This window comes from Streptomyces sp. NPDC002838, assembly GCF_040295365.1.
Lineage (GTDB): Bacteria > Actinomycetota > Actinomycetes > Streptomycetales > Streptomycetaceae > Streptomyces.
The window spans coordinates 1-22,408 of the sequence record NZ_JBEOVF010000020.1 but is presented as its reverse complement, the minus strand read 5'-3'; the positions used below and the strand labels follow the sequence as shown (position 1 = coordinate 22,408).

At 69.6% G+C, this 22,408-nt stretch carries 32 protein-coding genes; 4 read left to right on the top strand and 28 right to left on the bottom strand.

Annotated elements, in window-relative coordinates; translation table 11 throughout:
• Positions 1-10 precede the first annotated feature (10 nt).
• The 25 genes from ABT063_RS24685 to ABT063_RS24565 form a co-directional block, all read right to left on the bottom strand.
• A complete protein-coding gene (locus ABT063_RS24685; protein ID WP_351060174.1) occupies positions 11-739 on the bottom strand; it encodes a hypothetical protein in 729 nt (242 codons plus the stop codon).
• 100 nt (positions 740-839) lie between these two features.
• Positions 840-1,307 carry a zinc finger domain-containing protein gene (locus ABT063_RS24680; protein WP_351060171.1) on the bottom strand — a complete coding sequence of 156 codons (468 nt, stop codon included), beginning with the start codon at positions 1,305-1,307 and terminating at the stop codon, positions 840-842.
• Between the two features lie 16 nt (positions 1,308-1,323).
• Positions 1,324-2,100, bottom strand: coding sequence for a WDGH domain-containing protein (locus ABT063_RS24675; protein ID WP_351060169.1), 777 nt, complete (start codon positions 2,098-2,100; stop codon positions 1,324-1,326).
• Positions 2,097-2,294, bottom strand: a complete 198-nt coding sequence (locus ABT063_RS24670; RefSeq protein ID WP_351060166.1) for a hypothetical protein — start codon at positions 2,292-2,294, stop codon at positions 2,097-2,099. Before ABT063_RS24670 ends, ABT063_RS24675 begins: the two co-directional genes overlap by 4 nt.
• Before the next feature lie 109 nt (positions 2,295-2,403).
• On the bottom strand, positions 2,404-2,592 hold the full coding sequence (locus ABT063_RS24665) for a hypothetical protein (RefSeq protein ID WP_351060163.1): 189 nt from the start codon (positions 2,590-2,592) through the stop codon (positions 2,404-2,406).
• Positions 2,589-3,101 carry a hypothetical protein gene (locus ABT063_RS24660; RefSeq protein WP_351060160.1) on the bottom strand — a complete coding sequence of 171 codons (513 nt, stop codon included), beginning with the start codon at positions 3,099-3,101 and terminating at the stop codon, positions 2,589-2,591. The genes ABT063_RS24665 and ABT063_RS24660 overlap by 4 nt, the downstream gene beginning before the upstream one ends.
• A gap of 77 nt (positions 3,102-3,178) precedes the next feature.
• Positions 3,179-3,742, bottom strand: a complete 564-nt coding sequence (locus ABT063_RS24655) for an Lsr2 family DNA-binding protein (RefSeq protein ID WP_351060157.1) — start codon at positions 3,740-3,742, stop codon at positions 3,179-3,181.
• On the bottom strand, positions 3,739-4,110 hold the full coding sequence (locus ABT063_RS24650) for a hypothetical protein (protein ID WP_351060154.1): 372 nt from the start codon (positions 4,108-4,110) through the stop codon (positions 3,739-3,741). Before ABT063_RS24650 ends, ABT063_RS24655 begins: the two co-directional genes overlap by 4 nt.
• 50 nt (positions 4,111-4,160) lie before the next feature.
• Positions 4,161-4,403 carry a hypothetical protein gene (locus ABT063_RS24645; protein ID WP_351060152.1) on the bottom strand — a complete coding sequence of 81 codons (243 nt, stop codon included), beginning with the start codon at positions 4,401-4,403 and terminating at the stop codon, positions 4,161-4,163.
• The gene (locus ABT063_RS24640) at positions 4,400-4,765 is read right to left on the bottom strand and encodes a hypothetical protein (protein WP_351060149.1); all 366 of its coding nucleotides are present in this window, start codon (positions 4,763-4,765) and stop codon (positions 4,400-4,402) included. The genes ABT063_RS24645 and ABT063_RS24640 overlap by 4 nt, the downstream gene beginning before the upstream one ends.
• The gene (locus ABT063_RS24635) at positions 4,762-5,574 is read right to left on the bottom strand and encodes a hypothetical protein (RefSeq protein ID WP_351060147.1); all 813 of its coding nucleotides are present in this window, start codon (positions 5,572-5,574) and stop codon (positions 4,762-4,764) included. Before ABT063_RS24635 ends, ABT063_RS24640 begins: the two co-directional genes overlap by 4 nt.
• A 172-nt stretch (positions 5,575-5,746) precedes the next feature.
• Positions 5,747-6,574, bottom strand: coding sequence for a YfdQ family protein (locus ABT063_RS24630; RefSeq protein WP_351060144.1), 828 nt, complete (start codon positions 6,572-6,574; stop codon positions 5,747-5,749).
• 2 nt (positions 6,575-6,576) lie between these two features.
• The gene (locus ABT063_RS24625) at positions 6,577-6,966 is read right to left on the bottom strand and encodes a YfdP family phage-associated protein (protein WP_351060142.1); all 390 of its coding nucleotides are present in this window, start codon (positions 6,964-6,966) and stop codon (positions 6,577-6,579) included.
• 38 nt (positions 6,967-7,004) lie between these two features.
• Complete coding sequence (locus ABT063_RS24620) at positions 7,005-7,226, bottom strand: hypothetical protein (RefSeq protein ID WP_351060139.1); 222 nt, start codon at positions 7,224-7,226, stop codon at positions 7,005-7,007.
• Positions 7,223-7,633 carry a WhiB family transcriptional regulator gene (locus ABT063_RS24615; protein WP_351060136.1) on the bottom strand — a complete coding sequence of 137 codons (411 nt, stop codon included), beginning with the start codon at positions 7,631-7,633 and terminating at the stop codon, positions 7,223-7,225. Before ABT063_RS24615 ends, ABT063_RS24620 begins: the two co-directional genes overlap by 4 nt.
• A complete protein-coding gene (locus tag ABT063_RS24610) occupies positions 7,630-7,887 on the bottom strand; it encodes a hypothetical protein (RefSeq protein ID WP_351060134.1) in 258 nt (85 codons plus the stop codon). The genes ABT063_RS24615 and ABT063_RS24610 overlap by 4 nt, the downstream gene beginning before the upstream one ends.
• Positions 7,884-8,177: a hypothetical protein gene (locus ABT063_RS24605; RefSeq protein ID WP_351060132.1), complete on the bottom strand. Its 294-nt coding sequence runs from the start codon at positions 8,175-8,177 to the stop codon at positions 7,884-7,886. The genes ABT063_RS24610 and ABT063_RS24605 overlap by 4 nt, the downstream gene beginning before the upstream one ends.
• Positions 8,174-8,977: an ERF family protein gene (locus tag ABT063_RS24600; protein ID WP_351060129.1), complete on the bottom strand. Its 804-nt coding sequence runs from the start codon at positions 8,975-8,977 to the stop codon at positions 8,174-8,176. The genes ABT063_RS24605 and ABT063_RS24600 overlap by 4 nt, the downstream gene beginning before the upstream one ends.
• On the bottom strand, positions 8,974-10,023 hold the full coding sequence (locus ABT063_RS24595; protein ID WP_351060126.1) for a YqaJ viral recombinase family nuclease: 1,050 nt from the start codon (positions 10,021-10,023) through the stop codon (positions 8,974-8,976). The genes ABT063_RS24600 and ABT063_RS24595 overlap by 4 nt, the downstream gene beginning before the upstream one ends.
• Complete coding sequence (locus tag ABT063_RS24590; protein ID WP_351060123.1) at positions 10,020-10,292, bottom strand: hypothetical protein; 273 nt, start codon at positions 10,290-10,292, stop codon at positions 10,020-10,022. Before ABT063_RS24590 ends, ABT063_RS24595 begins: the two co-directional genes overlap by 4 nt.
• On the bottom strand, positions 10,289-10,747 hold the full coding sequence (locus ABT063_RS24585) for a hypothetical protein (protein ID WP_351060120.1): 459 nt from the start codon (positions 10,745-10,747) through the stop codon (positions 10,289-10,291). Before ABT063_RS24585 ends, ABT063_RS24590 begins: the two co-directional genes overlap by 4 nt.
• Positions 10,744-12,231 (bottom strand): phage major capsid protein, encoded by a 1,488-nt coding sequence (locus tag ABT063_RS24580; protein WP_351060117.1) that lies wholly within the window; start codon positions 12,229-12,231, stop codon positions 10,744-10,746. Before ABT063_RS24580 ends, ABT063_RS24585 begins: the two co-directional genes overlap by 4 nt.
• Positions 12,228-12,602, bottom strand: a complete 375-nt coding sequence (locus ABT063_RS24575; RefSeq protein ID WP_351060114.1) for a hypothetical protein — start codon at positions 12,600-12,602, stop codon at positions 12,228-12,230. Before ABT063_RS24575 ends, ABT063_RS24580 begins: the two co-directional genes overlap by 4 nt.
• Before the next feature lie 209 nt (positions 12,603-12,811).
• Positions 12,812-13,021, bottom strand: coding sequence for a helix-turn-helix domain-containing protein (locus tag ABT063_RS24570; protein ID WP_351060111.1), 210 nt, complete (start codon positions 13,019-13,021; stop codon positions 12,812-12,814).
• On the bottom strand, positions 13,021-13,260 hold the full coding sequence (locus ABT063_RS24565; protein ID WP_351060108.1) for a helix-turn-helix domain-containing protein: 240 nt from the start codon (positions 13,258-13,260) through the stop codon (positions 13,021-13,023). Before ABT063_RS24565 ends, ABT063_RS24570 begins: the two co-directional genes overlap by 1 nt.
• Positions 13,261-13,429: 169 nt before the next feature.
• Here ABT063_RS24565 and ABT063_RS24560 point away from each other — a divergent pair, with 169 nt between their 5' ends.
• From ABT063_RS24560 to ABT063_RS24550, 3 genes are all read left to right on the top strand, one after another.
• Positions 13,430-13,948: a hypothetical protein gene (locus tag ABT063_RS24560; protein WP_351060105.1), complete on the top strand. Its 519-nt coding sequence runs from the start codon at positions 13,430-13,432 to the stop codon at positions 13,946-13,948.
• 982 nt (positions 13,949-14,930) lie between these two features.
• On the top strand, positions 14,931-16,202 hold the full coding sequence (locus ABT063_RS24555; RefSeq protein WP_351060102.1) for a tyrosine-type recombinase/integrase: 1,272 nt from the start codon (positions 14,931-14,933) through the stop codon (positions 16,200-16,202).
• A 178-nt stretch (positions 16,203-16,380) separates the two neighbouring features.
• Positions 16,381-18,348, top strand: a complete 1,968-nt coding sequence (locus ABT063_RS24550) for an acetoacetate--CoA ligase (protein ID WP_351060099.1) — start codon at positions 16,381-16,383, stop codon at positions 18,346-18,348.
• Positions 18,349-18,461: 113 nt separating this feature from the next.
• Here ABT063_RS24550 and ABT063_RS24545 read toward each other — a convergent pair whose 3' ends face one another.
• Positions 18,462-18,770 carry a hypothetical protein gene (locus ABT063_RS24545; protein ID WP_351060096.1) on the bottom strand — a complete coding sequence of 103 codons (309 nt, stop codon included), beginning with the start codon at positions 18,768-18,770 and terminating at the stop codon, positions 18,462-18,464.
• Positions 18,771-18,837: 67 nt separating this feature from the next.
• Between ABT063_RS24545 and ABT063_RS24540 the strand changes: the two genes are divergently transcribed.
• Positions 18,838-19,731, top strand: a complete 894-nt coding sequence (locus ABT063_RS24540; protein ID WP_351060094.1) for a DUF8829 domain-containing protein — start codon at positions 18,838-18,840, stop codon at positions 19,729-19,731.
• 69 nt (positions 19,732-19,800) lie between these two features.
• Here ABT063_RS24540 and ptsP read toward each other — a convergent pair whose 3' ends face one another.
• Positions 19,801-21,471, bottom strand: coding sequence for a phosphoenolpyruvate--protein phosphotransferase (gene ptsP / locus ABT063_RS24535; RefSeq protein ID WP_351060091.1), 1,671 nt, complete (start codon positions 21,469-21,471; stop codon positions 19,801-19,803).
• Positions 21,472-21,550: 79 nt separating this feature from the next.
• On the bottom strand, positions 21,551-22,000 hold the full coding sequence (locus tag ABT063_RS24530; RefSeq protein ID WP_351060088.1) for a PTS sugar transporter subunit IIA: 450 nt from the start codon (positions 21,998-22,000) through the stop codon (positions 21,551-21,553).
• Positions 22,001-22,408 lie beyond the last annotated feature (408 nt).

Genomic DNA, 22,408 nt, shown 5'->3' with positions numbered 1-22,408 from the left:
CTGTCCGGGGTCAGGCTACCGCTGGGGTGTCCGGCCCGGTCCAGACGTGTCCGCACGCGCCCGTGCAGTGCGCGACCGGCGGGGCGCCGGCACCTCCGTGGATCTGGAGTCGGCCGCCGCAGTCGGGGCAGGCCTGGGTGAGCGTGGCGACGTTGGCCGCGATGTCGAGGGCCCGCTCTACCCGCTGCGCGGCCTCGGCGGCGACGTTGACGATCAGCCGATCGTGGCGGGGCTCCAGCGCGGTGAACGGGCCCGGGCCACGCTGCACGCGGGCGAGGAGCCACAGCGCGGCGTACGGCGCGGTACGGCGTCCGGTGTACCGCCACCGTCGCGGGTCCGCGGCGTCCGCGCGGGCCAGCTGGTCGCGACGGGCCCTGTCGGCGGCCGGCCACGACCGCGGGGCGAAGGGCATCGGGGAGCGCTGGACGACGGCGGCGACCTGGTCCGCGGTCTCGACGAGGGCGGCCTCGACGGTGCGCATGGTGTCGAGGATCGCGATGCGCAGCGGGGGGCGGGTTTCGCCAACCTGGTTGGGGTCGCGATCGAGGAACTTGCGGTTGTAGGCGGCCTGCCAGCGTGCGGCTTCGGCGAGCTGTTCGTCGGCCTGGTCGAGAGCGTTGAGGTAGTCGCTCATGCGGCCGGCGGGCGGCCACGTCCCCGTGCCCGTGGTGGCGAGGGCGTCCTCGAGGTCGGTCCAGTGGACGGCGATGGTGCGGAGGTGTGTGGCGGTGGTGGTCATCGCGGGTGCTCCTGTGGTGCGTGGGGCGGTACGGTGATCTCCACCTGGGGGCGTGCGCTGGTCTGGCCGGACGTGTGGCGCGCGCCCCTTCGTCGTGTCTTCAGGGCTTCGGGGCCAGATCGGCTTCTGAGGTCGCCTCACGGGCGCCATCGTTGAGGCTGCGGGCGAGCCTGAACCGATCGCGGTGACTGCTGCGGGCGGAGGATGCGGCCCCAGTGGTTCGGCACGAGCTTCCTGCCGCAGCGCCACAGAACGGACACTCAACCTTCCTGGAGACCTCTTCCTCGGCCATCCGGCGTTCGCTTTCCTCGCGGCTACGCGCGAAGTGCCTTTCCCGAACCAGAGCGCTCTTGTGGACGTGCTCATCGTGGACTCGGATGGCCTCAGCGATTGCGGCTACCGGCTCGCTGCCGTCCGAGAGGGCCCGTAGCAAGGCCAGAAACGCTGCACAGATCTCGGCGGCCGGTTCCCATCTCTCGTCTGCATGGGACCTGACGTACTCCAAGTGCCCTTCAAAGCGCGCCAGTTCCCGCCCGAACGCAAGCACGTTGATCGATCGATCGGCCATGGTCACGTCTCCCTGGTTAGTCGCGGCAGTTGGGGCAGCGTTGGCCGTACGTGCAGGCACAGCCGGGCGTGCGGTGGGAGCGGAACGGCCGGTCGACGAGCGGCGTGGACGGGGCAGGGGCGGGCGTCAGCGCGGTCTCCACCCGGCCACAAGCGGCGGCGTAGAGCCGGGCGGCGTACTGACCGATGTGCGCGTACTTCTGCTCGGTCGTATGGCCGTCCCACTGCGCCCGACGGTCGTCGGCGGGGACGTGCTCGACGTGGGCGTACAGCTCGGCGTCGCGAGGCGCGATGTGCCATGACGCCTGCTTGCCGCCGATCCGGAGGTACAGGATCTTCCAGCCGTCCTCGTCCACGTCGGGTGCGGGTGCGATGACCGAGGGGTAGAGCGCGGCGAGTAGCGCGAGGAGGTGGGCGCGTTCGCGGTACGCGCCGTCCCGTTCGGCCTCGGCTCGCTCGGCGCGCTCACGCAGGGTCGTCGTGCGGCGTTCCATCAGCCGTTTCGTCTCAGCGGTCACCGCGTCGGCCTGTTCGGCGCGCTTCCGCACGTCCTCGACGTCCTCGACGACGCCCCGGATCGGGCCGCGAATCTCGCCGACGGCGGCTTTGTGCATGGCGGCGATGGTCTGGCATGCGCGCTCGTAGGAGCCGCGCATCTCGGCCAGCTCGTAGTACAGCTCGTCGAGTTGGTCGCTGGTGATCGTGTCGACGGTCAGCCGGGGCTGCGGACCCTTAACTTCGGGCGTGAATTCTTCACGGCTCGCGTTAAGGTCCGGCGTGTTTGTGCTGGTCATGCGGTCTTCCTCGGGTCGTCGGGCTGGTCGAAGTAGCGGGCGATGGCCTTGAAACGGTCCTGTTCGTCGGCGGTGAGCGCGGCCTCGTCGTCGGCCTCGGTCGCGCCGATGGGGACGTGGACGATGCGGGCGGTCAGGTGGCCCCAGCACCAGCCGACGGAGAGGGCGAGGAGCGCGACGAGGAGGTAGGTCACGGCCGCCTCCGGATGCGGGTGCGGAGGGCGCGCCCTGCCCGGCCGAGGCCGAGGAGGGCGGCGCTGATGAAGGGGGCGCAGATGATGCCGACGGCGAGCGCGCGGGCCATCAGGCGGCTTCCTCGTAGTCGTCGTGGTGGGAGCGGCCCCGCATTGCTGTGCGGACGGCGCCGACGGCCCACACGCCGGTTGCGGCCGCAGTGAGGACGATGATCGTGCCGACCGTGGCGAAGACGAGGATCCAGGCGAGGAGGGCCCAGCCGAGGGCGATGACGGTGTCGATGGCCTCGGCGATCACGACGGCGCCCCGTCCTGCCGCGCCACGGCGGGGCGCTCGCTCATGGCGGTGAGCAGCTTGCGGGCCCGCCCGTGCGGACACGACATCGGCTCTCCGCCGAACCCGGCGGCGTGCGCCTGGCAGTAGCCGTGGTGGTCGAACGAGCACGGATCGGGGTCGAGGAAGTCACGGACGAGCGCGGCCAGCTCGTCGGCCCGGTCGGTGGGCTCGGGCAGCACAGCAGCATGAGCGCGAGCCACAGCAGCAGCGAACGCAGCAATGGTGCGCGGGTCGTCGCACACGGCCTGCGGCATCTCCTGGTCGTCGCGGGCGCAGCGCTCCCAGACGGTGACTGCGATGACCTCCATCAGCGGGTCACCGTCGACCCACACGGCGCGGTCGATGTACGGCTTGGCGGCCGCCTTCAGCGCGAGGCGGGCCTTGAAGTCGGCGACGGCTTTCCGGTCGCCGGGGGTGAGTTGGACGTTCGGGTTGTTGCCGCAGCGGGGGCCGACGGGCTGTTCGACCATGGTGTGGCTCCTGGTGGGTGTGGTGGGATGGGGCTGTCGGCCGCCCCCGGTATCAGCGGGGGCGGCCGTACGCGTGTTCACCCGGCCTGCGGCAGGGACGCGCGCCAGGCCTCCACGACGCGCTTCGGGATCTGGCCCATGCGGGGGCAGTCGACGCCGTTCGCGTCGGCCCACGCGCGGACCGTGCGGGTGTCGTAGTCGCGGACGAAGGAGGCGCGCTTCTTCTTCGCCTTGGCCGGCGCCAGCTCGGCCTCACGGGCGCGCAGTTCGGCGAGGCGCTTCTCCAGCTCCTCGGCCTCGGTGGTGATGGCGGTCAGCTCCTGGTCGGCGGCGTGCCGGCGGCGGAGGCCGGCGAGTGCGGCGCGGGCGCTCGCTGCGTCGTTGCGAACGTCGGCGTCGGGGTGGTCGTCGCCCCACTTGAGGAGCTGGCCGACGGGCAGCTGCTCGGGCTCTCTCAGGCGTACGTCGGCGGCGGCCTTCAGCTGCACGTCAACGACTGGCCGGGCCGGGCGGGCGGGTGCGGTGGTCATGGGCTCGGGTGTCCTCTCGTCGGGGAGGTGGAGGCGGTTGTGTCGGGCTGCTTCGGGGCCGCCCTGGGTGTCGATCTCGTCGAGGAGGCGGCGCAGGGCGGCGACGGTCACGACGGCTCGGGAGTCGGCTGCTGGTCGCGGGTGGGCCACCACGCCTCGTGCTTCTCCTGACGGCACAGCGCGCACAGGGCGCCGTGCCACGTCGCCGTGCCGCATTCCCCGCACTCCGACGTCGGCCGCTTTGGCGGCTCGCCGCCCTGCATCACGGTCACGCAGGCCGGGCACAAGCCGTCGGGCAGCGCGGCGCCCGGCTCGGTCTGGATGAGGGCCTCGGGGACGACGGCCATGCCTTCGCAGGCGGTCAGGGCGAGGACGCCGGGGTTCGGGGCGGGGAAGAAGATCGGCGACGGGAAGATGTGCCGGTACTGCGGGTCGGCGTCGGCGTACGGGCTGACGGGGTTCGGGGCAACGGTGGTCATGGTCAAGTCCTGTCTGTGCGCGATGGCGGGCGGAACCGGATGAACGGCGGTCAGGCGGCGTCTGTCTGGCTCTGGTCTGGCTGGATGAGTCGGAGGCGTCGGGGGCGGTGGCGGTCGCGTGTGGCGCGTTCGCTGGGGTCGTGCCAGTCGGTTAGGGCTTCGTCGAGGACGCGTCGGTGTTCGGCTTGTTCGAGGGGGGTCCAGGGGCGTGTGTGGGGGTTGGTGGGGGGCGGTGCGTGGCCGAAGGTGCCGGTGGGGATGGCTTCGGCCATGAGCCGCTCGTAGGCGTTCACGGCGTTGCTCCGAACAGGTCGAGTTGGTCGACGCGTGTGGGGGCGATCTGCGGCGCGGCCTCGGTCGGTTCCTGGCGACCGTCGGTCTCGCTGTCGAGGGCGCTCCACTCGGCGAGCGACGCCTGTCCCTTGGGGCTGGCCTTCCAGTCGGCGAGCATGCGCCGGCCGAGTTCGGTGAGCACCAGGCCGCCGTTGCCGTCGGCCAGGAGTCCGCACCAGCAGCAGGCCATGGCGTTGTTCGAGATGCCGTGGACCCGGTATCGGTCGCGGTCGTACTTCAGGGTCCCGGCCTCGGCGGCCAGGAGCTGGCCGAGGTAGTACCAGGTCAGCTCTGCCGGGGGCTGCTCGAACTTGAAGGTCATGAGGCGTTCCTCTCGGCGGCGGTGAGGGGCTGGCAGTTGGGGTGGGTGGTGCGGCCGTAGCGCGGGATGAGGTGGCCCTGGCAGCGCTCGCAGCGGATCCAGCCGGGCGTCGTGTCGCCGTCGGCGTGCTGCCGGTCGTGGGGGGCGTGATCTTGAGGTGCGTGGGGCCCTAGTGGCTGAGGTTGCGAAACGACCTCAGCCCCGCCATGGGAAGACTCATGGGTAGTACCTGGGTTATTCGGGTCGCGGTCACCCGAACCATTCGGGTCGCGGTCACCCGAACCCATTCGGGTCGCGGTCACCCGAACTTCGTCGTCCGTACCGTCGGTAAGTTCGGGTCGCGGCGACCCGTTCTGGTTCGGGTCGCGGTCACCCGAACTTCCGGCATCCTCAACCCACGGTGCGGGCCGCTTCCCCGGCTTCCGAGCCGTCGACTTCAGGTAGTCCTCGGCGGCCTTCCAATCGGGCCACGGCGACGGAACGATGACGTACAGGGTCGGCTTGCCGCGGCGCCGCTCGCCCTTCACGGCGACGACCCCGGCCCGGATCGCAGCGTCCAGGTACCGGCGGGCGTCTTTCTCGCTGGCGCCGGCGGCCTTCGCGATGTCCTGGATGCGGATGCCCTGGCGGTCGCTGTGGAACCGCAGTTCACCGTTGGCGTTGGCCATGGAGCGCAGGGCGTAGAGGAGCGTGAGGAAGCCGCGCCGGAGGGCGGTAGGCATGTCGCGGGACCACTTCCAGGCGAGGGCGTTCCCGTAGGCGTGCGGGACGCTGCCGCTCGCGCGGGTGTCCTGCTCCTCGTTGCTCAACTGAAGCTCTTTCTCCGTGGTGTTGCGGAACCGATACGGCAAGATCCGGGGCGGCCCCCCGACGGGCCGCCCCGGACCGGCTACGTGCGGCCGCGGTCGCGCGACCCAAAGCGGGTCCGCATGCCGCCGCGGGGCCGGAGCTTGAGGACGGCGCCGTGCGTACGCCCGCCCATCAGGCCGGGATTCCGTTCAGGACGGACCCGGGGATCTGCGAGTCGACACCGGTGACGACGTCCTCGAAGGCGGTGCGCAGGACGTCCGCGGGCCGTTCGAGCTTGTAGCCGAGCTGGAGGCCGCTCGACGTGATGCGGTGGCGCAGGCGGGCGGTGAGCCGGTAACCCTCCGAGCCTTCGAACGGGACCAGGCCGATCGTGAACACCTCGGGCACGGTGAGCTGGCCCTTCTGGCCGGCCTTGGTGCTCTGGGTCTCGACGTACTGGAACTGCCGCTGCCCGCTGCTGAGGCGGGTGGCGGACTGGAAGTCGACCTTCACCGCGGCCTGGAAGGACTGGGCGATCTCCAGCATCTCGGCGGCCGTCGGCTCCAGCAGCTCGGGGAGATGATCCTCCAGGAACTCGGCGAACTCTTCCTGTCGCTGGAGCTTTCCGTCGAGGGCGAGCCACTGCTTCCACGCGTCGGTGGTGCGCAGGAGCAGGCCGAGCCGATGGGTCTCCCAACGCGGGGCGCCTGCGGTGTGGGCGTCGAGGACGGCGGTAACCGAGAGCCGTTCGGCGTCGGCGTAGACCTCCGTGTTCTCGTCGGCGTGCTTGCCGTAGTAGGCAAGGAACGAGGCGGTGTCGCGCACGATGGTGGTGCCCGTCTTCCGCGGCGGCACGTTGGTGTGCTCGGGCCCGGTCAGGTCGACCTGGTGGACACCGTTGGCGGTGTGGAAGGCGTAAACCTTGCCGGGGGTGAGTTCGGCCGGCGGGGCGGAGCGCAGCGCGGTGTCGACGATGGTCTGCGCTTCGCCGTTGGTGGAGGCGAGTTCGGTGTAGGTCACGGTCAGGCTTCCTTGAAGTCGGTGGTGGTCGGGGCGGTGCGGAAGTCGAGCTGCATCTGGCGCGGGTCGTTGCGGCAGGGGTTGCCGTCGTCGTCGACGAAGTAGATGGCTGCGGGCGGCGTGGACTTGGGGGCCTTCAGGTCGGACTCGACACTGATGGCGAGGGGGTCTCCCTCGACGTGGCCCTTGGACGGCTCGACGAGGACCTTGATGACGAGCTGGCCCTTCTTGCCGTGCGTGGAGACGGCTTCCAGCAGCTCGTGCATCTCCTCACTGAGGGTCACGTGCACGCGGCCGTTCAGGTGCTGGACGAGGAACGCGGCGAACTCCGCAGGTTCTTTGATCTCGCCGGTGGCCATATCGACGGACAGACCGTCAGGTGTCTTGCTCATGTGGTGCCTTTCTGTGGCTGGCCGCACATTCGGCCTGGTCATCTGGTGTTTCCGATCTGGTAGGCGTCGGCCGCTTCGGCGGCCTGCTGGGCGATGGCGAGTTCGGCGCAGAGCTTGTGGGCGGGCTTGCGCTTGGAGTCGCGCAGGTGGGTGGGCTGGGAGCAGTAGCGGCAGGGCTTCTCGGTCCAGGACCAGTGCGAGGGATCCCGCCAGTCGAGGAGCGGCGGCTCCAGACCGCCGCTCCCTGCCGGGCTGGTCACGGGGCCTTCGTGCTGCCGGTGGCACGCCAACGGCGGTCTGCCTCCCGCTTCGCGGTGCGGCATGCGTCGTCGATCGGCTCCTTGTTCTTCACGTGCCGGCGGTGGGCGGCCGGGGTGCCGCACGGGGCGGTCTTCCGGCCGGTCCTGGGCGGGTCCTTGGCCAGCTCGGCGCGCTCGTCAGGGGTGAGCCCGCCGTAGATGCCGTACCGGGAGCCGTCCTCCGCCCGGAGGCCTTCGTCGAGGCACTCCTCGCGGACCGGGCAACCGGCACAGACTTGCTTGGCCTGCGCAATACCGCGCTTGGAGTCGGTGAAGAACAGGTCCAGGTCGTAGCCACGGCAGGACGCGTCCTCCGCCCACGCGAGCGCGTTGGCCAGGGTGTGGGGGGCCTGGTGCGAGGCGGTCATGCGTCCCCCTCGGCGGGTGTGGTGATGAGGCATTCGCCGCAGGTCCAGCCGTCCTTGTGGACCACACCGGCGGTCGCCTTGTCGCACGGCTTGCAGTCCTGCCACGTCTGCGTGACGGCGGCGCCGTACGGCGGGCGGGGCTCGGGCCACGGCGTGCCGAGGAGGTCGTCGAGCGGCACCTCGATGCGCTCCGGGACGACGACCGCGCGGTGACGGCCCTTGCCACGGACGAGGTGGCGGGTGGTCAGCTTCACGAGCCGCTCACCCCCTGCTCGGCGCGACGCAGCGGCTTGTCCGCGCGGCGGTGCTGCCGGAGCATGCCGAGCGAACCCTTGTCGCGCTGGTGCTCCAGGAGCTCCCGGAGACGCCGGTTACGTCCCACGAGTCGCTGGTTCGCGGCGTCGGCCTCGGCGAGTTGGCGGCTGATCTGCTGCCGGTTGACCACGGCAGTGCCGCGTTCCTCACGCGCCTTGGCCAGCCGCTCCAGGGCGAACTCGTACCGGGCGTAAAGGGAGTCGTACGTGCTGCGGCGGACGAACATCACGCCTCACCGCCCTTGGTGCGCTCCTGGTAGATCCGCATGCCAAGCGCGTCGAGGGTCTCCTCGTCGCCGTTCTCGTTCGGCACCAGGACGTGAAGCATCCGGGCATTGCCGAGCTCGTAGCTGATCTGTTCCAGGCGACCGGGCGTGGTCTTCGGGTTGAGGATCTCGTCGCGGTAGTCGGTGGCCGACCGCTGCGGGGCCTCGCCCCGCTCGACGTGAGCTGCCTCAGGCTCCGGGTCGCCGGTCGGGATCATGCCCGTGTTGAACAGCAACGCCCGCAGCGCGAGAGACTGCGCCTTCGCGGTGCCCTTGTCCCCAGAGTCGAGAGACTCACCCGCCGACTTCAGCAAGGGCAGGCTGTCGCCACGCGGGCCCATGATCTGCCAGGTGGTGACGAGGGTGGCCTCGCGCATCTTGCTGTTCCGCGAGGAGGTGGTGTCGCGGTACGAGGTCGTCATGTCGACGGCGAGGACGTTGACGCCGTGGCGGAGCGTGGCCGGGCCGAAGGCGTTGAGGGCGGCCTCGATTCCGCGGAAGTTGTACTTCACGTACGTCTGGCCGGTGTCGCGGTTCTTCTCCTTGTGCTGGTCGTTCTTCGCGACTGACCGCACGTCGTGCCGGACCCGCAGCCAGGCGATGTGTACCGGCACCATCTCGGGCGTGGGGTACGCCGGGTTGTCCTCGAAGTCGAAGACGGGAAGCGGCTCCCCAGCGGGCGGGGCGGTGTACTGCGGGACAGTCGGGGCCGCGGGCTGCTCGCCACTGGCGGCCATCTCGGCGCGCTCGGTCAGGGACGTCATGCGGCGAACTCCTTACGCACGAACTGGGGGATGGCAATCCGGTCGAACGACTTGTCCTCGACGCACGCCCGGTAGGCCTCGGGGAACTCCTCGGCGAGACGCTCAAGGTCGGGCGTCTTGCGGGAGGATTGCTCGATGGAGAAGAAGGGCTTGTCCTGGAAGGTGGCGGCCTGCGCGCCACCGAGCGCGGCGAGGAGCTTCGCCTTCGCGGCCTTCTTCCGCCGCTCGGCCGCGCGCTCCATGGCAACGGCCTCGACGTACTCGGTCATCGCGTCGTGCGCGTCACCGTCGCGGTCCAGGACAACAACGCCCTGGCGGTCCGGGTGCAGCCGGTCGTACAGCTCGATCAGCGCGTCCGGCGGCTCCTCACCAGACAGCGCCGGCGCCCGCCCGGGGACAATGTGGTCGTGCCACAGCCGTGAGGCCTCGGCGTGCAGGTAGGCGACCAGCTTCACGTGCTCGTCGCGGCGGACGGTGTACTGCCGGTAGTCCTGGCCGCCGATGAGGCACACGACGTGGATGTGGTCCAGGCCGGTGACGAGGATCTGCCAGAGCACCTGTGCGAGGACGTCGTCCGGCGGGCCCTGATTCCAGAGCTTCGCGACGAACGCGTTGCGGGTCTTCACCTCGAGCGCGCACAACGACCGCACAGATCGGTCCAGCGGGCACTCGGTACAGAGCCGGTCGAGGGTGCACATCTGCCAGGGCTCGTCGGCGTTCGCGATCAGCCCGATCGGTTCGACGACGGTCCGGTTACGACGGGCCCAGTCGCGGGCGAGGGGCTCCTCCAGGATGTTGCCGAAGTGGGCGGCTTCGGAGAACTCCTCGTCGTGCGGGAGGCGTCCGCGCTTGTCATGGAAGACGTGCAGCGGGGTTTTGAAGCCGGACAGGTTCATCACGGCGGGCAGGTCGCTGCTGCCGATGCCCTGGCGGCGGGCGTCGAGCCACACGTCCCGGGGAGCGGTGTGGGGGAGGATGAGTCGGCCGGTCGGGGTGACCGGGCCGGCAGCCGGGGCCTGAGCCCCGGCCTGCACGGTCGTCGTCATCCGGCGTCACCGTCCTCGGCGATGGGTTCCGGGCGGCTCGCGGCGACGGCTTCCCAGGCGTGCCACTCGTCGGCGAGGAGCCCGGCGTTGTTCTCGCCCACGATCGGCGCGGCCAGAGCGGTCACGGCGGTAAGTGCGAGAGTCGCGTGCACCTGAGCCTCGGCGGCCAGCGCGGCGCCGACGACCGGGTCGGCGCCGTCGCCGTAGGTGAAGTGGTGGGCGCGGTCGGCGAGGCGTTCGGCCTCGCGGTAGTGCTCGGGGCCGGTCATGAGCGGCCGTCCTTCCGGGCGTTGAGGGTGTAGAAGCGGCCGTTTGGGCGGTCGTGCAGCGTCAGCAGCCCTGCGTGGGCGCGCTTGGAGAGGAACTGGCGGGCGTTGGACCGGTACAAGCCACGGCCGTAGCGGACGAGGTAGAGCTGCTGGACGCGCTTCGGCTGCCACTCGCCGCCCTCGGCGCGGATCGCGGTGTCGAGGACCTCGTCCCAGTCGTCCGGCCACTTCAGGGCCGGTCCGGTCGCCTTGGGGTCGGCAGTGGCGTCGGCCGCCGGGCGGCTGCTCTTCTCTGTGGCCTCGGCGTACGCGGCACCCTCGTCGCTTGCCTGCTCCCAGAGCAGGCGCCGCACCTCGGGCAAGGTGTCGTTCTCGCGGACGACGGTGCGGAGGGTGCGGACGAGGCCGCGCAACATCTCCAGCTCGCCGGGGTAGTTCTCGGTGACGGTGCTCACGGGCGCTCACCGGCCTGAGCGTCGCGCTGTCCGGCGAGGAGCGCCCGCAGCCTCTGCACCTGCGGCGTCACGTCCTCGTCGTGGGCCGGGTCGATCGCCGGGCGACCGCACACCTTGCAGTTGGGCAGCCGCCGCTTCGCGCCGCTCTCGCCCAGGTACTCCTTCTCGAACTGGTGGCGACCCTCAGACCCGGCGACCGTGCCGAAGTGGTCCAGGACGCGCCCCGGCACGATGCGGTGGCGCCAGAACCCGCCGTCGCTGTTGGTGGACTTCACCCAGTGGACGAGGTCCCCGCACTTCGAGCACGGCACGTCGGTGGGCTCGTCCTCGCGGAGGGCCTGCACCGGCACAATCCGCCGCGCAATCCCATCCGCCGACTCCTCGGCCAAGCCCCCCAAGGCCAACGCCTCGTCGTTACCGCCCGACTTGAAGCCACCCCGCTCGACCGCCCGACGGACAGCGGCGGCGTGGTGCTCCCATAGCGCCTGGTCCTCCTCCCCGAGCACCGTCCAGCGCTGGCCGTGCTTCCCGAAGCGCCAGTGCAGCCACGCCGGGAGAGTGTCCGCTTCGACGCTCTCCTCCTTGCGGGTGGCCCGCAGCGCCTGCACCGCGTCGTCGAGCGCCTCGTTCGTGACGTGCCGCTCCTCCAGCAACGCGGCGACACGGACGGCCGTAACCTCACGCTCGTCCCGCGCCGTACGCAGGTCGTGCTGCCACGTCTTGTGGTCGGACTCCCGCTGCGCCTCCAACTCGGCAACCCGAGCCCGCAGCCACGCCAGCTCCGACGGGACCGGCTCACCAGACGCGCTCTGCTCCAGCGCCCGACGCATCGCCAGACGCTCACGGACCAACTCGTCCTTCGGCCGCACCCACTCGTGCTCGAACCCCTCAGTGACACGCACCCCGTGGCCGTCCTCCGGAGCGCCACACAACGCGCACCCCTGCGGGTCCGGCGGCTCGACCAGCAGCGCGTTGATCCGCGCGTGCGTCCGGCGCGCGTACACCTCGGCTGTGTCGACCCGGCCCCGGTAGTCGTCCAGGGTGTTCCGCGGGCCCACCGGCACCGGCAGCACATCCGCCGACCCGACAATCCCGTGCTCGGCCAGCTCCGGCAGCGTCGCCATGACGAACTTCGGGCAGGTACGCACACCCTCCGGGGCGTACAACGCGATCCCGCCCGGGGTGACCGTGCGGCGCGTCCAGCACACGCCGTCCCGCGTGTTCACAACCAGCGGATCGTGCGTCGTCGGGGCGGTGGCCTTCGGCCCGCGGTGCCACTTGTACGCCGGGGCGACGTCCACGTGAACCGTCTCGCCGCGGTCAGTCGTGCCCGTGACCCGCAGGCCCGGCTCGCCCTCGAAGTGCAGCCCCGTCTCCTGCTTCGGCTCGTGGGCGACGGTGAAGCAGACGAGGTCGAAGGGGTGCCAGACACGGTCGCCGGGGCGGAGCTCGTCGGTGCGCACGGGGGTTGTCTGCTCGCTCATGCGGACACCTCGGCGATCTCGTCGGCGGCCTGCTGCTCGTTCTGTTTCGCCGGGAGCACGACTCCGTGCCCCGTGATCTTGACCCCGACGCCGCGGAAGACGCCCTCCGCCCGGAGCCAGCCGCTCACGCCGTCATGGCACAGCTCCACATCCGAAGGCGTGATCCCCAGCACCGCACGCCACTGCTCGAAGTCCCGCGGTGAGTCCAGCTGAAGCCCCAGGTCCACAGGCAGGGACGTGAACTGCTGGAAGATCTTGATGTAGCCGCCCGGCAGGTGCCCGAACATGCTGATCAGGGCGACGAGGGCCTCAGCGGCGTCGCTCTGCGCGCTGATCGGCCGGACGGTCGGTTCGATAGTCTCTGTGGTCACGGTGACCTCTGCTTTCTCTGTGGTGGAGGCGCCGAGTCGTGGGGTCGCCGGGCCTGGCAGTCGGGCGGCCCTTCGGCGCGTTCATGGGTGGGATCAGGCGCCCAGCGGGCGGTCCCTGCGGCACTTCCGGCACTGCATCCGGGGCTTCGGATTCCGGTGCTCGCAGGTCGGGCACAGCCAGCCGAGGAGGCCTCGGACGCGGGCCCGCATCAGGCGGCTTCCAGCAGCCGCACCAGCGACGCGGTGATCACCCGGTGACGGCCGCCGAACGGCAGCACCTTCACCGGCGCCTCACCGGTCTTGATCAGCGCATGCAGGTAGCTCTTGGAGACGCCGAGCGCCGACGCGGCCTGCGGCACGCTGACCGTGGCAGGCCACGCACGTACCTCGTCGAGGGTCGGGACGGTGACGGCGGCCATCAGGCGGCACCTGCCGTGCTGTCCGTGCCCGGTGCGGGCGGCATCAGGTCGGCGACGTCGCAGCTCAGGCCTTCAGCGAGCCACTTGAGGACGCGGGGCGAGGCGTTGGCCAGCCCGCGCTCGAGGCGTCCCATGTAGGACTTGCTGATGCCGACTTTCCGGGCCAGTTCGGTCCTGTTGAGTCCGGCTTGGATGCGGCGGCGCTGGAGTCTCTGTGGGTCTTGGGTGGGTGGAGACATGCCACAAGAGTAGTGAGAAGTAGAAGCAAGTCAAGACGAAAGTAGCGGTAAGTAGTATCCCGTTTGTGAATGAGTTGTGCGGTGGGCTACTCGGCTTGGGGCGGAGCACGCCAACCTGGGACAGTTGACTGAAGTTGACGAAAGTTCACAGGAGTAGGAGGACGTAGCCATGGGCTCGGAGCACGGCCCCCCCAAGCCGCCGCCCGAGGCAGAGCTCATTCGCCTCGCCCGCCAAGCGCGCGGCCTCAGCCCCGAAGAAGCCGCCGACAGGACACCCATCAGGATCAAGGGCTTCCGCTGGCGACAGATCGAAAAGGGCTGGAAAGGCAAGCCCGGCGAGTCCGACCGCGTAAATGCGCCGGCCAAGACGTTGGCGCACATGGCTCACACCGTCGGCGTCACATCCGCGCGGCTCGCCGAGCATCACCCGGAAGCGGCAGCAATCCTCCGAGAGATCGAGATCCAGGACGTGGAGCGCTCCGATGCACTCCCCGATCCGCTGGCCAGGCTCACGCCGGAGCGGCAGCGCATCATCATGGACATGATCGCGGAACTGCCCGCCGCGGACCGTGCGCCCGCCCTGCGCCGCCTCGCCGAACGCGTGGAGGGCGGGGAGCTGGAGACGGGGACAGAATCGCCGGCACCACCAGTGCGAGCCGTGGAGGAGCGACCACCCCGCACCGGATAGTAACGGTTTTGTCACGATGGGTGTTTACTCGGGTCACATAAGGTCACCTCCGACGCATCGTGTGTAGCCCGCATATATGCACGATCTGTGCGGACACCGAGACCCACCGTGTAACAGGGGACGAGAATGAGCTGGATCGTTCTCGCGGCTGGGCTCGGCGCCAACTTCATCGTGATCCTGCTGCTCTTCCGGCGGCTGAGGGCGGACCTCAACCGGCAGCTGCGCGACATACGTGCCGAGCGCAACAGCGAATGGATACTGCACGCCCTCCAGGCGTCGCCCGAACCGACAGAACAACAGGCCAAGCAGGCCGCCAACGGAAGTGGACTGGAACCCGAACCACCACCCGGCGGCCGGCAGCCAGCCCGCCGCAAGAAGCACCTAGGCCTCTACATTGGAGGCGGGTTCGCCGCCCTGGGTGTGACGCTCGTTCAGGTCGCGCGCGAGGCGTGGCAGTCGAACCGAGGCCAACTCGTAGCCACCGCGGCCGCAACAGCCGCAGCAGCTACGGCCACCGCCATACTCCTGGCCTACGCACCATGGCAGGACGATGACGGCAGCCGCCCGCCGTCCTCCGCACCGACGGCGGTCCCGGCGCCCAGCTACACTCAACCGCCGCCCAGCGGCCCGACGCCAGGCGTCAGCCCGTCGCAGTCTGGGAGCGTCCCAACGCCGGACGAAAGCGCCAGCCTCACACCGAGCGACTCCACGTCCACGCGCCCGATGGCCACCGCATCGCGGATGCCCGGCGCGGAAGGACCAGAGTCGACAGCAACACCGAGCCAACCCGAAGAGACACAACCCCCGGGCAGCAACCCCCCACCCACACCACCTGAGCCCGAACCGACTCCGTCGGCCGAGCCCCCGCCAGGGTGGCCGCCGACGGAGGAACCCACCAGAACGCCAGTCACCACAGCCCTGTGCGCCGGCATCGCCGTGGCGCCGGTGCTCGCCCTCGAGGTCTGCCTCCCTCTGAGGGGTGGTGGCTGAACCGCGAGAGAGGAGAAAAGTGGCAGAGATCAAAAAGATCGTGCTGGGTAGCGGCAAGGTCCGCTACCGCACGGTTATCGACGTCGGCTATTCACCCAAGACGGACCCGGTGTCCGGTGAGGTGATCATCGACGAAGCGACCGGAAACCCGGTGATGAAGCGCAATCAACTCACCATCACCAAGGACAAAAGGAAGGAGGTAGAGGCAGAGGTCGACCGCATCCGTGGCCAGAAGGCGAACGGCACGCTCATCCTGCCGAACGAGATCACGGTAGGGCAGTGGCTTGATCTGTGGCTGGCCAAGCTGGCGGAAGACCTTGAGGTCACGACCATCAACTCCTACCAGACCACCCTGAAACCGGTGCGGAAGAAGCTCAGCCACATTCGGCTTCAGGAGCTGACCGAGGAGCAGGTCGAGGAGTTCCGCGACTGGATGCTCACCGAAGGCCGGGTCCGCCCGCGCAACGGGCAGACGGGGCTATCCACGACCACGGTGGACATGGCGCTGGGCAGGCTCAAGGAGGCGCTGAACCGGGCCGTGACGAAGCGTCTGGTCGCCATCAACGCGGCCGAGAACGTGTCGATCCCACGGAAGGCCCGGAAGGCGGAGCGAAAGACGAAGGTCGAAGTTCCGCCCTGGACTCCAGACGAGGTACGCCTCTTCGTCGCCGGCATTCTGGACGAGCGGCTGTACGCGCCGCTCCTCCTCGGCCTGATGGGCCTTCGGCCGGCCGAAGTGTGCGGTCTGCGCTGGGAGGACATCGACCTTGAGGCGCGCACCCTGTCGATCACGATCACGCGCACTCTGATGAACAACAACGAGGTCGTGGAGAAGGACACGAAGTCGGAGGCGGGAGATCGGGATCTTCCTGCACCTGGACCGCTCGTCGATGCGCTGAGGAAGTTCAGGGCGTGCCAGGCCCGCGAAAAGTTGGCGCTTGGCGGCGACTACGTCGACAGCGGTTACGTGACTGTGGACGAGGTCGGTCAGCCGCTGAAGATCCGCCACGTTCGGGTGGAGGCCTACCGGCTCATGGCCAAGCTCGGACTGCGGCGGGTGCGTCTATACGACGCGCGAGCGTCCTGTCTGACCTACCTCGCGAACAACGGGGTCCCGGATCACATCCTCGCGCGGTGGGCCGGGCACGCCAACGTGAAGACGACGAAGAAGTGGTACGTGAAGCCGGACGTGGAGGATCTTCGCGCTGCTGCCGTCACGTGGGAGGGGCTCTACGGCCCCTCTGTGAGAGAACGTGAGATGTGACCACTTAAGAATGGCTCTGACCACATGGTTAGGCCACATCTTCACGACACGGACTATGTGGGGCACGCCCTGGTGCAGGAGTCGATCACATGGCATCGTCCGTGTCAGCCGCGTCACGCGCACACCCCAGCCCGTGCGCGGAGGACGCACACGACGCGCACAGTCCGGGAGCCGCCCCATGTCGACCGTGAACCCCCAGCCGCTCTGGCAGCCTGATCCGGAACGCATCGCCCAGGCACAGGTCACCAGGTTCCAGACCTGGGCGGCCGAGCACCACGGCGCCCCGTCCGAGGGCGGCTACGCCGCACTGCACCGATGGTCCGTCGACGAACTGGACACGTTCTGGAAAGCCGTCACGGAGTGGTTCGACGTACGGTTCTCGACCCCCTACGCGCGCGTGCTCGCCGACCGCTCGATGCCCGGTTCCCAGTGGTTTCCCGGCGCGACCCTGAACTACGCCGAACACGCCCTGCGCGCGAGTGCGACCCGTACGGACGAACCGGCCCTCCTGTATGTCGACGAAACCCACGAGCCGCGCCCGGTGACCTGGTCCGAACTGCGCCGCCAGGTCGGCTCCCTGTCCGCCGAGCTGCGCGCCCTCGGCGTACGCCCCGGAGACCGCGTCAGCGGCTACCTCCCCAACATCCCGCAGGCCGTCGTGGCCCTTCTCGCCACGGCCGCCGTGGGCGGCGTCTGGACCTCCTGCGCCCCCGACTTCGGCGCCCGCAGCGTCCTCGACCGCTTCCAGCAGGTGGAACCGGTGGTCCTGTTCACCATCGACGGCTACCGGTACGGCGGCAAGAAGCACGACCGCCGCGACACCGTCGCCGAACTGCGGCGCGAGCTGCCCACCCTGCGAGCCGTCGTCCACATTTCCCTCCTCGGCACCGAAGCTCCCGAAGGCGCCCTGGAATGGTCGGCCCTGACGAGCGCCGACGTGGATCCCGTCTTCGAACAGGTGCCCTTCGACCACCCCCTGTGGGTGCTCTACTCCTCCGGCACAACCGGCCTCCCCAAGGCCATCGTCCAGTCCCAGGGCGGCATCCTGATCGAACACCTCAAACAGCTCGGCCTGCACTGCGACCTCGGCCCCGAGGACCGTTTCTTCTGGTACACGTCGACTGGCTGGATGATGTGGAACTTCCTCGTCTCCGGCCTCCTCACCGGCACGACGATCGTTCTCTACGACGGCAGCCCCGGCTATCCGGACACAGACGCCCAGTGGCGGGTCGCAGAACGGACCCGGGCCACGCTGTACGGCACCTCGGCCGCGTACGTGATGGCCTGCCGCAAGGCCGGCGTGCGCCCGGGGCGCGACCACGACCTCTCCAAGGTCCAGTGCGTCGCCACCACCGGCTCGCCCCTCCCACCCGACGGGTTCCGCTGGCTGCACGACGAGGTCCGCGACGACCTGTGGATCGCGTCCGTGAGCGGCGGCACGGATGTGTGCTCCTGTTTCGCAGGAGCCGTACCGACCCTCCCCGTTTACATGGGCGAGCTCCAGGCGCCCGGGCTGGGCACCGACCTGCAGTCCTGGGACCCGAGCGGCAAACCCCTGATCGACGAGGTCGGCGAGCTCGTGGTCACCAATCCCATGCCGTCCATGCCGATCTACTTCTGGAACGACCCGGACGGCAGCCGCTACCACGAGAGCTACTTCGACACCTACCCCGGCGTATGGCGCCACGGCGACTGGATCACCGTCACCTCACGCGGCTCCGTCGTCATCCACGGCCGTTCCGACTCGACGCTCAACCGCCAGGGCGTGCGCATGGGGTCGGCGGACATCTACGAAGCCGTCGAACGCCTTGCCGAAATCAAGGAATCCCTGGTCATCGGTATCGAGCAGCCCGACGGCGGCTACTGGATGCCCCTTTTCGTGCACCTGGCCCCCGGAGCCGTCCTCGACGAGGCGCTCTTGAACCGCATCAAGCAGACCATCCGCGAACAGCTCTCACCCCGCCACGTCCCCGACGAGATCATCCAGGTGCCCGGCATCCCGCACACCCTCACCGGAAAGCGCATCGAGGTCCCCGTGAAGCGCCTGCTCCAGGGCACCTCCTTGGAGAAGGCCGTCAACCCGGGCTCCATCGACAACCTAGACCTGCTCCACTTCTACGAGGACCTGGCGCGCAAGCGCGCCTGACCGACGCCCTGGCCTCGGACTCGCCGAGTACGACCGCGAAGTCCGGGGCCAGCCGCGCCCCGTCCGCCGGCTTGAGCTCGGCGATGTGGTCGCCGACGCGGCTGTCGTGTGGCCTACGCCCTGCTCCTCGCTCTCTCTGCCGTGGGCAGCTTCGGCGACCGCGCCGCCCGCGTCCTCACCCGGCTCTCGCCACCCGCGTCGAGGGACCGGACCGCGTCCGCTACCAGGCCGCCCAGCGAGCCGTCGCCAACGCCGACCGAGCCCTCGGGGTCCACGGCCTCGTCCACTGCAACATCCAGCAGCGTCGGATCACTGCCCGTCACTGCGGCCATCGCCGCTGGCCCGGTCGGCTGGACCGCCTTCGACGCCGCCATCGCCGTGACCTGCCTGATCCATCCCCGCATCGTCAGCGGCCGCCTCACCGGACGCCATTGTCAGTGCCGTCGATTACTGTGAGTGAGCATTGATCGACTGCGTACAGGGGGAAACATGGCGCACACCGACCACCAGACCATGCGACGCGTCCTGCGCCGCGAAATCGTCGGCACGATCGGGCTGCTGACCGACGAACACGACTTCCGCGCGATGCGGCGCTACCGCACGTTCACCTTCGACGACCACGAGACCTACCTCCACCAGGTCGAAGACCTCCTCAGGACACGCGCCTCTCAAGGCAGCCACACCACGGTCGCCCTCTTCGACCCGGAGGAATACGCCGAGTTCTGTGCGGACGCCGGCCTCGACCCCGACATCCCCTCGAGCCGCACACGATTCACGGCCGAGCTCGCGACCACCGGCCCGGCCATCCCCTACGAGGGCCAGCCCCTGGCCGACCTCGTACCGGCCCTCGTCGACGAAGCCGTCCGACAGGCCACCTGGGAATACGCGAGCACCCTGCTCGCCCGCCTCGGCTCCTGTGCTTCCTGCGGCGAGGACATCGGCCGCGCGGCCTTCGTCCGCGCCTCCCACCTCCTTGTCCGCATCCTCGAGACGGCCCAGCCGGGGGACCGACACCTCGTCTGCAGCGTCACCGGTACGCCGGAAACACTCGTCGCCGTTCTCCATGCCCACGAGGACGCCGACGGCGCCACCCAACTCGACGAGGCCGAAGCCCTCGAATTCACCACCGTCCTGGCCCTCGCTCTCGGCACCCAGAGCCCAGGCGGACTCGTGATGCGCACCAGCGCTCCCGGCAACCCCGACCGCATCTACGGCTGGCGCCTGCGCGGCGAGCGCATCGAGCCCCTCACGGCCGGAGAAGTCTTCGACGCCTACTGCACCGACGTCGAATCCGGTGACCTCATCTCGCCCGAATCGGACGTCGACTACTGCACGCCGCCCGATCTCGGAGACGAAGGACAGACGCCTGGACACCGCCACTGAACGCCAAGGGGGCGCTCCACCCTGGGCGGAGCGCCCCCTCATCGAAAGCCGACAGCAGGCCCGGCCCGCCTACTCGCCGGACAGCACCGCCTGGGCGGCGCCACGCGCCTCCTCAGCACTGTCCGCCGCCCGCGCGGCCGCCGCCGCCCGCTCACACTGCGCCAGCGTGTACTTCGCCAGCGTCGCCCGGACATAAGGAAGCGAAGCCGCACCCATGGAAAGCGAGGTGACACCGAGGCCGGTCAGCACACACGCGAGCAGCGGGTCGGAAGCGGCCTCACCGCACACACCACAGCTCTTGCCCTCGGCCTTCGCCGCCTCGGCGGACAGCGCGACCAGGTCGAGCAGCGCGGGCTGCCACGGATCCTGCAGACGGGACACCGCACCCACCTGACGGTCCGCGGCGAAGGTGTACTGCGCGAGGTCGTTGGTCCCCAGCGACAGGAACTCGACCTCCTGCAGAATCGACCGAGCCCGCAGCGCGGCCGACGGAATCTCCACCATCGCACCGAACTTCGCCTGCAACCCCGCCTCACGGCACGCGTCCGCGAACGCCTTGGCATCGGCACGGTCCGCCACCATCGGGGCCATCACCTCGAGGTAGACCGGCATCCCCTCGGCAGCCTTCGCCAGCGCCGTCAGCTGCGTACGCAGCACCTCGGGGTGGTCGAGCAGCGTCCGCAGACCACGCACGCCCAACGCCGGATTCGGCTCGTCGGCCGGCGTGAGGAAGTCCAACGGCTTGTCCGCACCCGCGTCCAGCACGCGCACGACGACACGGCCCTCGGGGAACGCCTCGAGAACCTGCCGGTAGGCCTCGACCTGCTTCTCCTTCGAAGGAGCGTTCTTGCTGTCGTCGAGGAAGAGGAACTCGGTACGGAAAAGCCCGACGCCCTCAGCTCCGGCCGAGACAGCAGCCGGCACGTCGGCCGGACCACCGACGTTGGCCAGCAGCGGCACCTTGTGACCGTCGGAGGTGGCCCCCGGACCGGTCGAAGCGGCCAGAGCGGCCTTGCGCTCGGCGGCCTCGGCCTCCAGCCGCGCCTTCCTCTCGTCGCTGGGATTCACGAAGATCTCGCCGGTGCTCCCGTCCACGGCGATCATCGTGCCCTCGGCGATCTCACCCGCGCCGGGCAGAGCCACCACAGCAGGAACGCCGAGCGCCCGCGCCAGGATCGCGCTGTGGCTGGTCGGCCCGCCCTCCTCGGTGACGAAACCGAGGACCAGAGCCGGGTCCAGCAGCGCCGTGTCGGCAGGTGCGAGGTCACGCGCAATAAGGACGTACGGCTCGTCGCTGTCCGGAACACCCGGCATCGGCACCCCGAGCAACCGGGCGACGATACGATTCCGCACGTCGTCCAGGTCGGCTACCCGACCCGCGAGGTACTCACCCGCACCGGCAAGCAGAGCGCGGTAGGCGGCGAAGGCGTCGTACACCGCCCGCTCGGCCGTACTTCCGACCGCGATACGCCGCTCCACGTCAGCCATCAGCTCGGGATCCTGGGCCATCATGGCCTGCGCCTCGAGCACCGCCTGGGCCTCGCCCCCTGCCAGATTGCCGCGCGCCATCAGGTCGGCCGCCACGGCTTCCACGGCCTTGCGGGCGCGCCCCTGTTCACGCTCCGCGTCCTCCGCCGGAATCTGCTTGGCAGGCGGTTCGAGCACCGCCGTTCCCATGTGCCGAACCTCGCCGATGGCCACACCGTGGCTCACGCCGACGCCTCGCAGCGTTGTCTCCATCTCACCCGTCTCCGATAGTGCGGCGGGTCCCGCCGCCGCGGTGGTTGTCCCTACTTGCCGTCGTACGACGGCGCCGATGTCACTTCCAGACGAAGAGACTGTCGCCTGCTTTCACATCGCCGTCCTCACGGAGCTCGGCGAGCGCCTCGGCCGTGGCCTCCAATGCCACGACCGGGCAGACCGGAGACTTGCCGGCGGCCACGACCGCGGCCGGGTTCCAGCGCACCACGCCCTGACCGCGCGTGACGTTGTCGCCCTTGTTCACGAGCAGCTCGAAGCCCTCACCGTTGAGCTGCACCGTGTCGATGCCGAGGTGGGTGAGTACACCGTGTCCCTGCTCGTCGACGACGACGAAAGCATGCGGGTGCAGCGAGACGATGACTCCGTCCACGGGCGCGACAGCCTCAGAAGGCTCACGCACGGGGTCGATGGCCGTGCCCGGGCCGACCATGGCCCCGGAGAAGACCGGATCCGGCACCGCTGCCAGTCCGATGGCGCGTCCGGCAAGAGGGGACGTCACGGTGGTCATGGGAAGCCTCCCAGGGGTGGAGATCAGAGGAGCGCCGTCACTGCCTGTCCCGGACGGCACACTGTCGAGCAGGGTATGTCAAAGGAAGTACGGGTTCCGCGTGAGAACTCTCCCTTAGAGGTCTAGACCATACCCTCAATCGATTTGCACCGGCTCTCCGGCCCCGTGTACAGTCGTACCCCTGCTTGGGGCTGAGTGACGCAACTCGGCGTCCTTGCCCGGCAGCACCCAACTTGTCAGATCCTATCTCGGGGTCGCCTTCTGCATGTCTGCGGGGCGGCGGTCAGGGAGTCGGAAAAACACTGATAGAGTTGGAAACGCAAGACCGAAGGGAAGCGCCCGGAGGAAAGCCGCGAGAGAGTCTCTCGGGTGAGTACGAAGGAAGCGTCCGTTCCTTGAGAACTCAAC

Excerpts from the sequence above, each read along its gene's own strand:
- ABT063_RS24640 (WP_351060149.1), bottom strand. The coding sequence starts at position 4,765 with ATGACCTTCAAGTTCGAGCAGCCCCCGGCAGAGCTGACCTGGTACTAC.
- ABT063_RS24560 (WP_351060105.1), top strand. The coding sequence starts at position 13,430 with ATGGGCTCGGAGCACGGCCCCCCCAAGCCGCCGCCCGAGGCAGAGCTC.
- ABT063_RS24660 (WP_351060160.1), bottom strand. The coding sequence starts at position 3,101 with ATGGTCGAACAGCCCGTCGGCCCCCGCTGCGGCAACAACCCGAACGTC.
- ABT063_RS24590 (WP_351060123.1), bottom strand. The coding sequence starts at position 10,292 with ATGACCGGCCCCGAGCACTACCGCGAGGCCGAACGCCTCGCCGACCGC.
- ABT063_RS24615 (WP_351060136.1), bottom strand. The coding sequence starts at position 7,633 with ATGACCGCCTCGCACCAGGCCCCCCACACCCTGGCCAACGCGCTCGCG.
- ABT063_RS24650 (WP_351060154.1), bottom strand. The coding sequence starts at position 4,110 with ATGACCACCGTTGCCCCGAACCCCGTCAGCCCGTACGCCGACGCCGAC.
- ABT063_RS24685 (WP_351060174.1), bottom strand. The coding sequence starts at position 739 with ATGACCACCACCGCCACACACCTCCGCACCATCGCCGTCCACTGGACC.
- ABT063_RS24600 (WP_351060129.1), bottom strand. The coding sequence starts at position 8,977 with ATGACGTCCCTGACCGAGCGCGCCGAGATGGCCGCCAGTGGCGAGCAG.
- ABT063_RS24675 (WP_351060169.1), bottom strand. The coding sequence starts at position 2,100 with ATGACCAGCACAAACACGCCGGACCTTAACGCGAGCCGTGAAGAATTC.
- ABT063_RS24580 (WP_351060117.1), bottom strand. The coding sequence starts at position 12,231 with ATGAGCGAGCAGACAACCCCCGTGCGCACCGACGAGCTCCGCCCCGGC.
- ABT063_RS24550 (WP_351060099.1), top strand. The coding sequence starts at position 16,381 with ATGTCGACCGTGAACCCCCAGCCGCTCTGGCAGCCTGATCCGGAACGC.
- ptsP (WP_351060091.1), bottom strand. The coding sequence starts at position 21,471 with ATGGAGACAACGCTGCGAGGCGTCGGCGTGAGCCACGGTGTGGCCATC.
- ABT063_RS24540 (WP_351060094.1), top strand. The coding sequence starts at position 18,838 with ATGGCGCACACCGACCACCAGACCATGCGACGCGTCCTGCGCCGCGAA.
- ABT063_RS24530 (WP_351060088.1), bottom strand. The coding sequence starts at position 22,000 with ATGACCACCGTGACGTCCCCTCTTGCCGGACGCGCCATCGGACTGGCA.
- ABT063_RS24625 (WP_351060142.1), bottom strand. The coding sequence starts at position 6,966 with ATGAGCAAGACACCTGACGGTCTGTCCGTCGATATGGCCACCGGCGAG.
- ABT063_RS24595 (WP_351060126.1), bottom strand. The coding sequence starts at position 10,023 with ATGACGACGACCGTGCAGGCCGGGGCTCAGGCCCCGGCTGCCGGCCCG.
- ABT063_RS24565 (WP_351060108.1), bottom strand. The coding sequence starts at position 13,260 with ATGTCTCCACCCACCCAAGACCCACAGAGACTCCAGCGCCGCCGCATC.
- ABT063_RS24680 (WP_351060171.1), bottom strand. The coding sequence starts at position 1,307 with ATGGCCGATCGATCGATCAACGTGCTTGCGTTCGGGCGGGAACTGGCG.
- ABT063_RS24570 (WP_351060111.1), bottom strand. The coding sequence starts at position 13,021 with ATGGCCGCCGTCACCGTCCCGACCCTCGACGAGGTACGTGCGTGGCCT.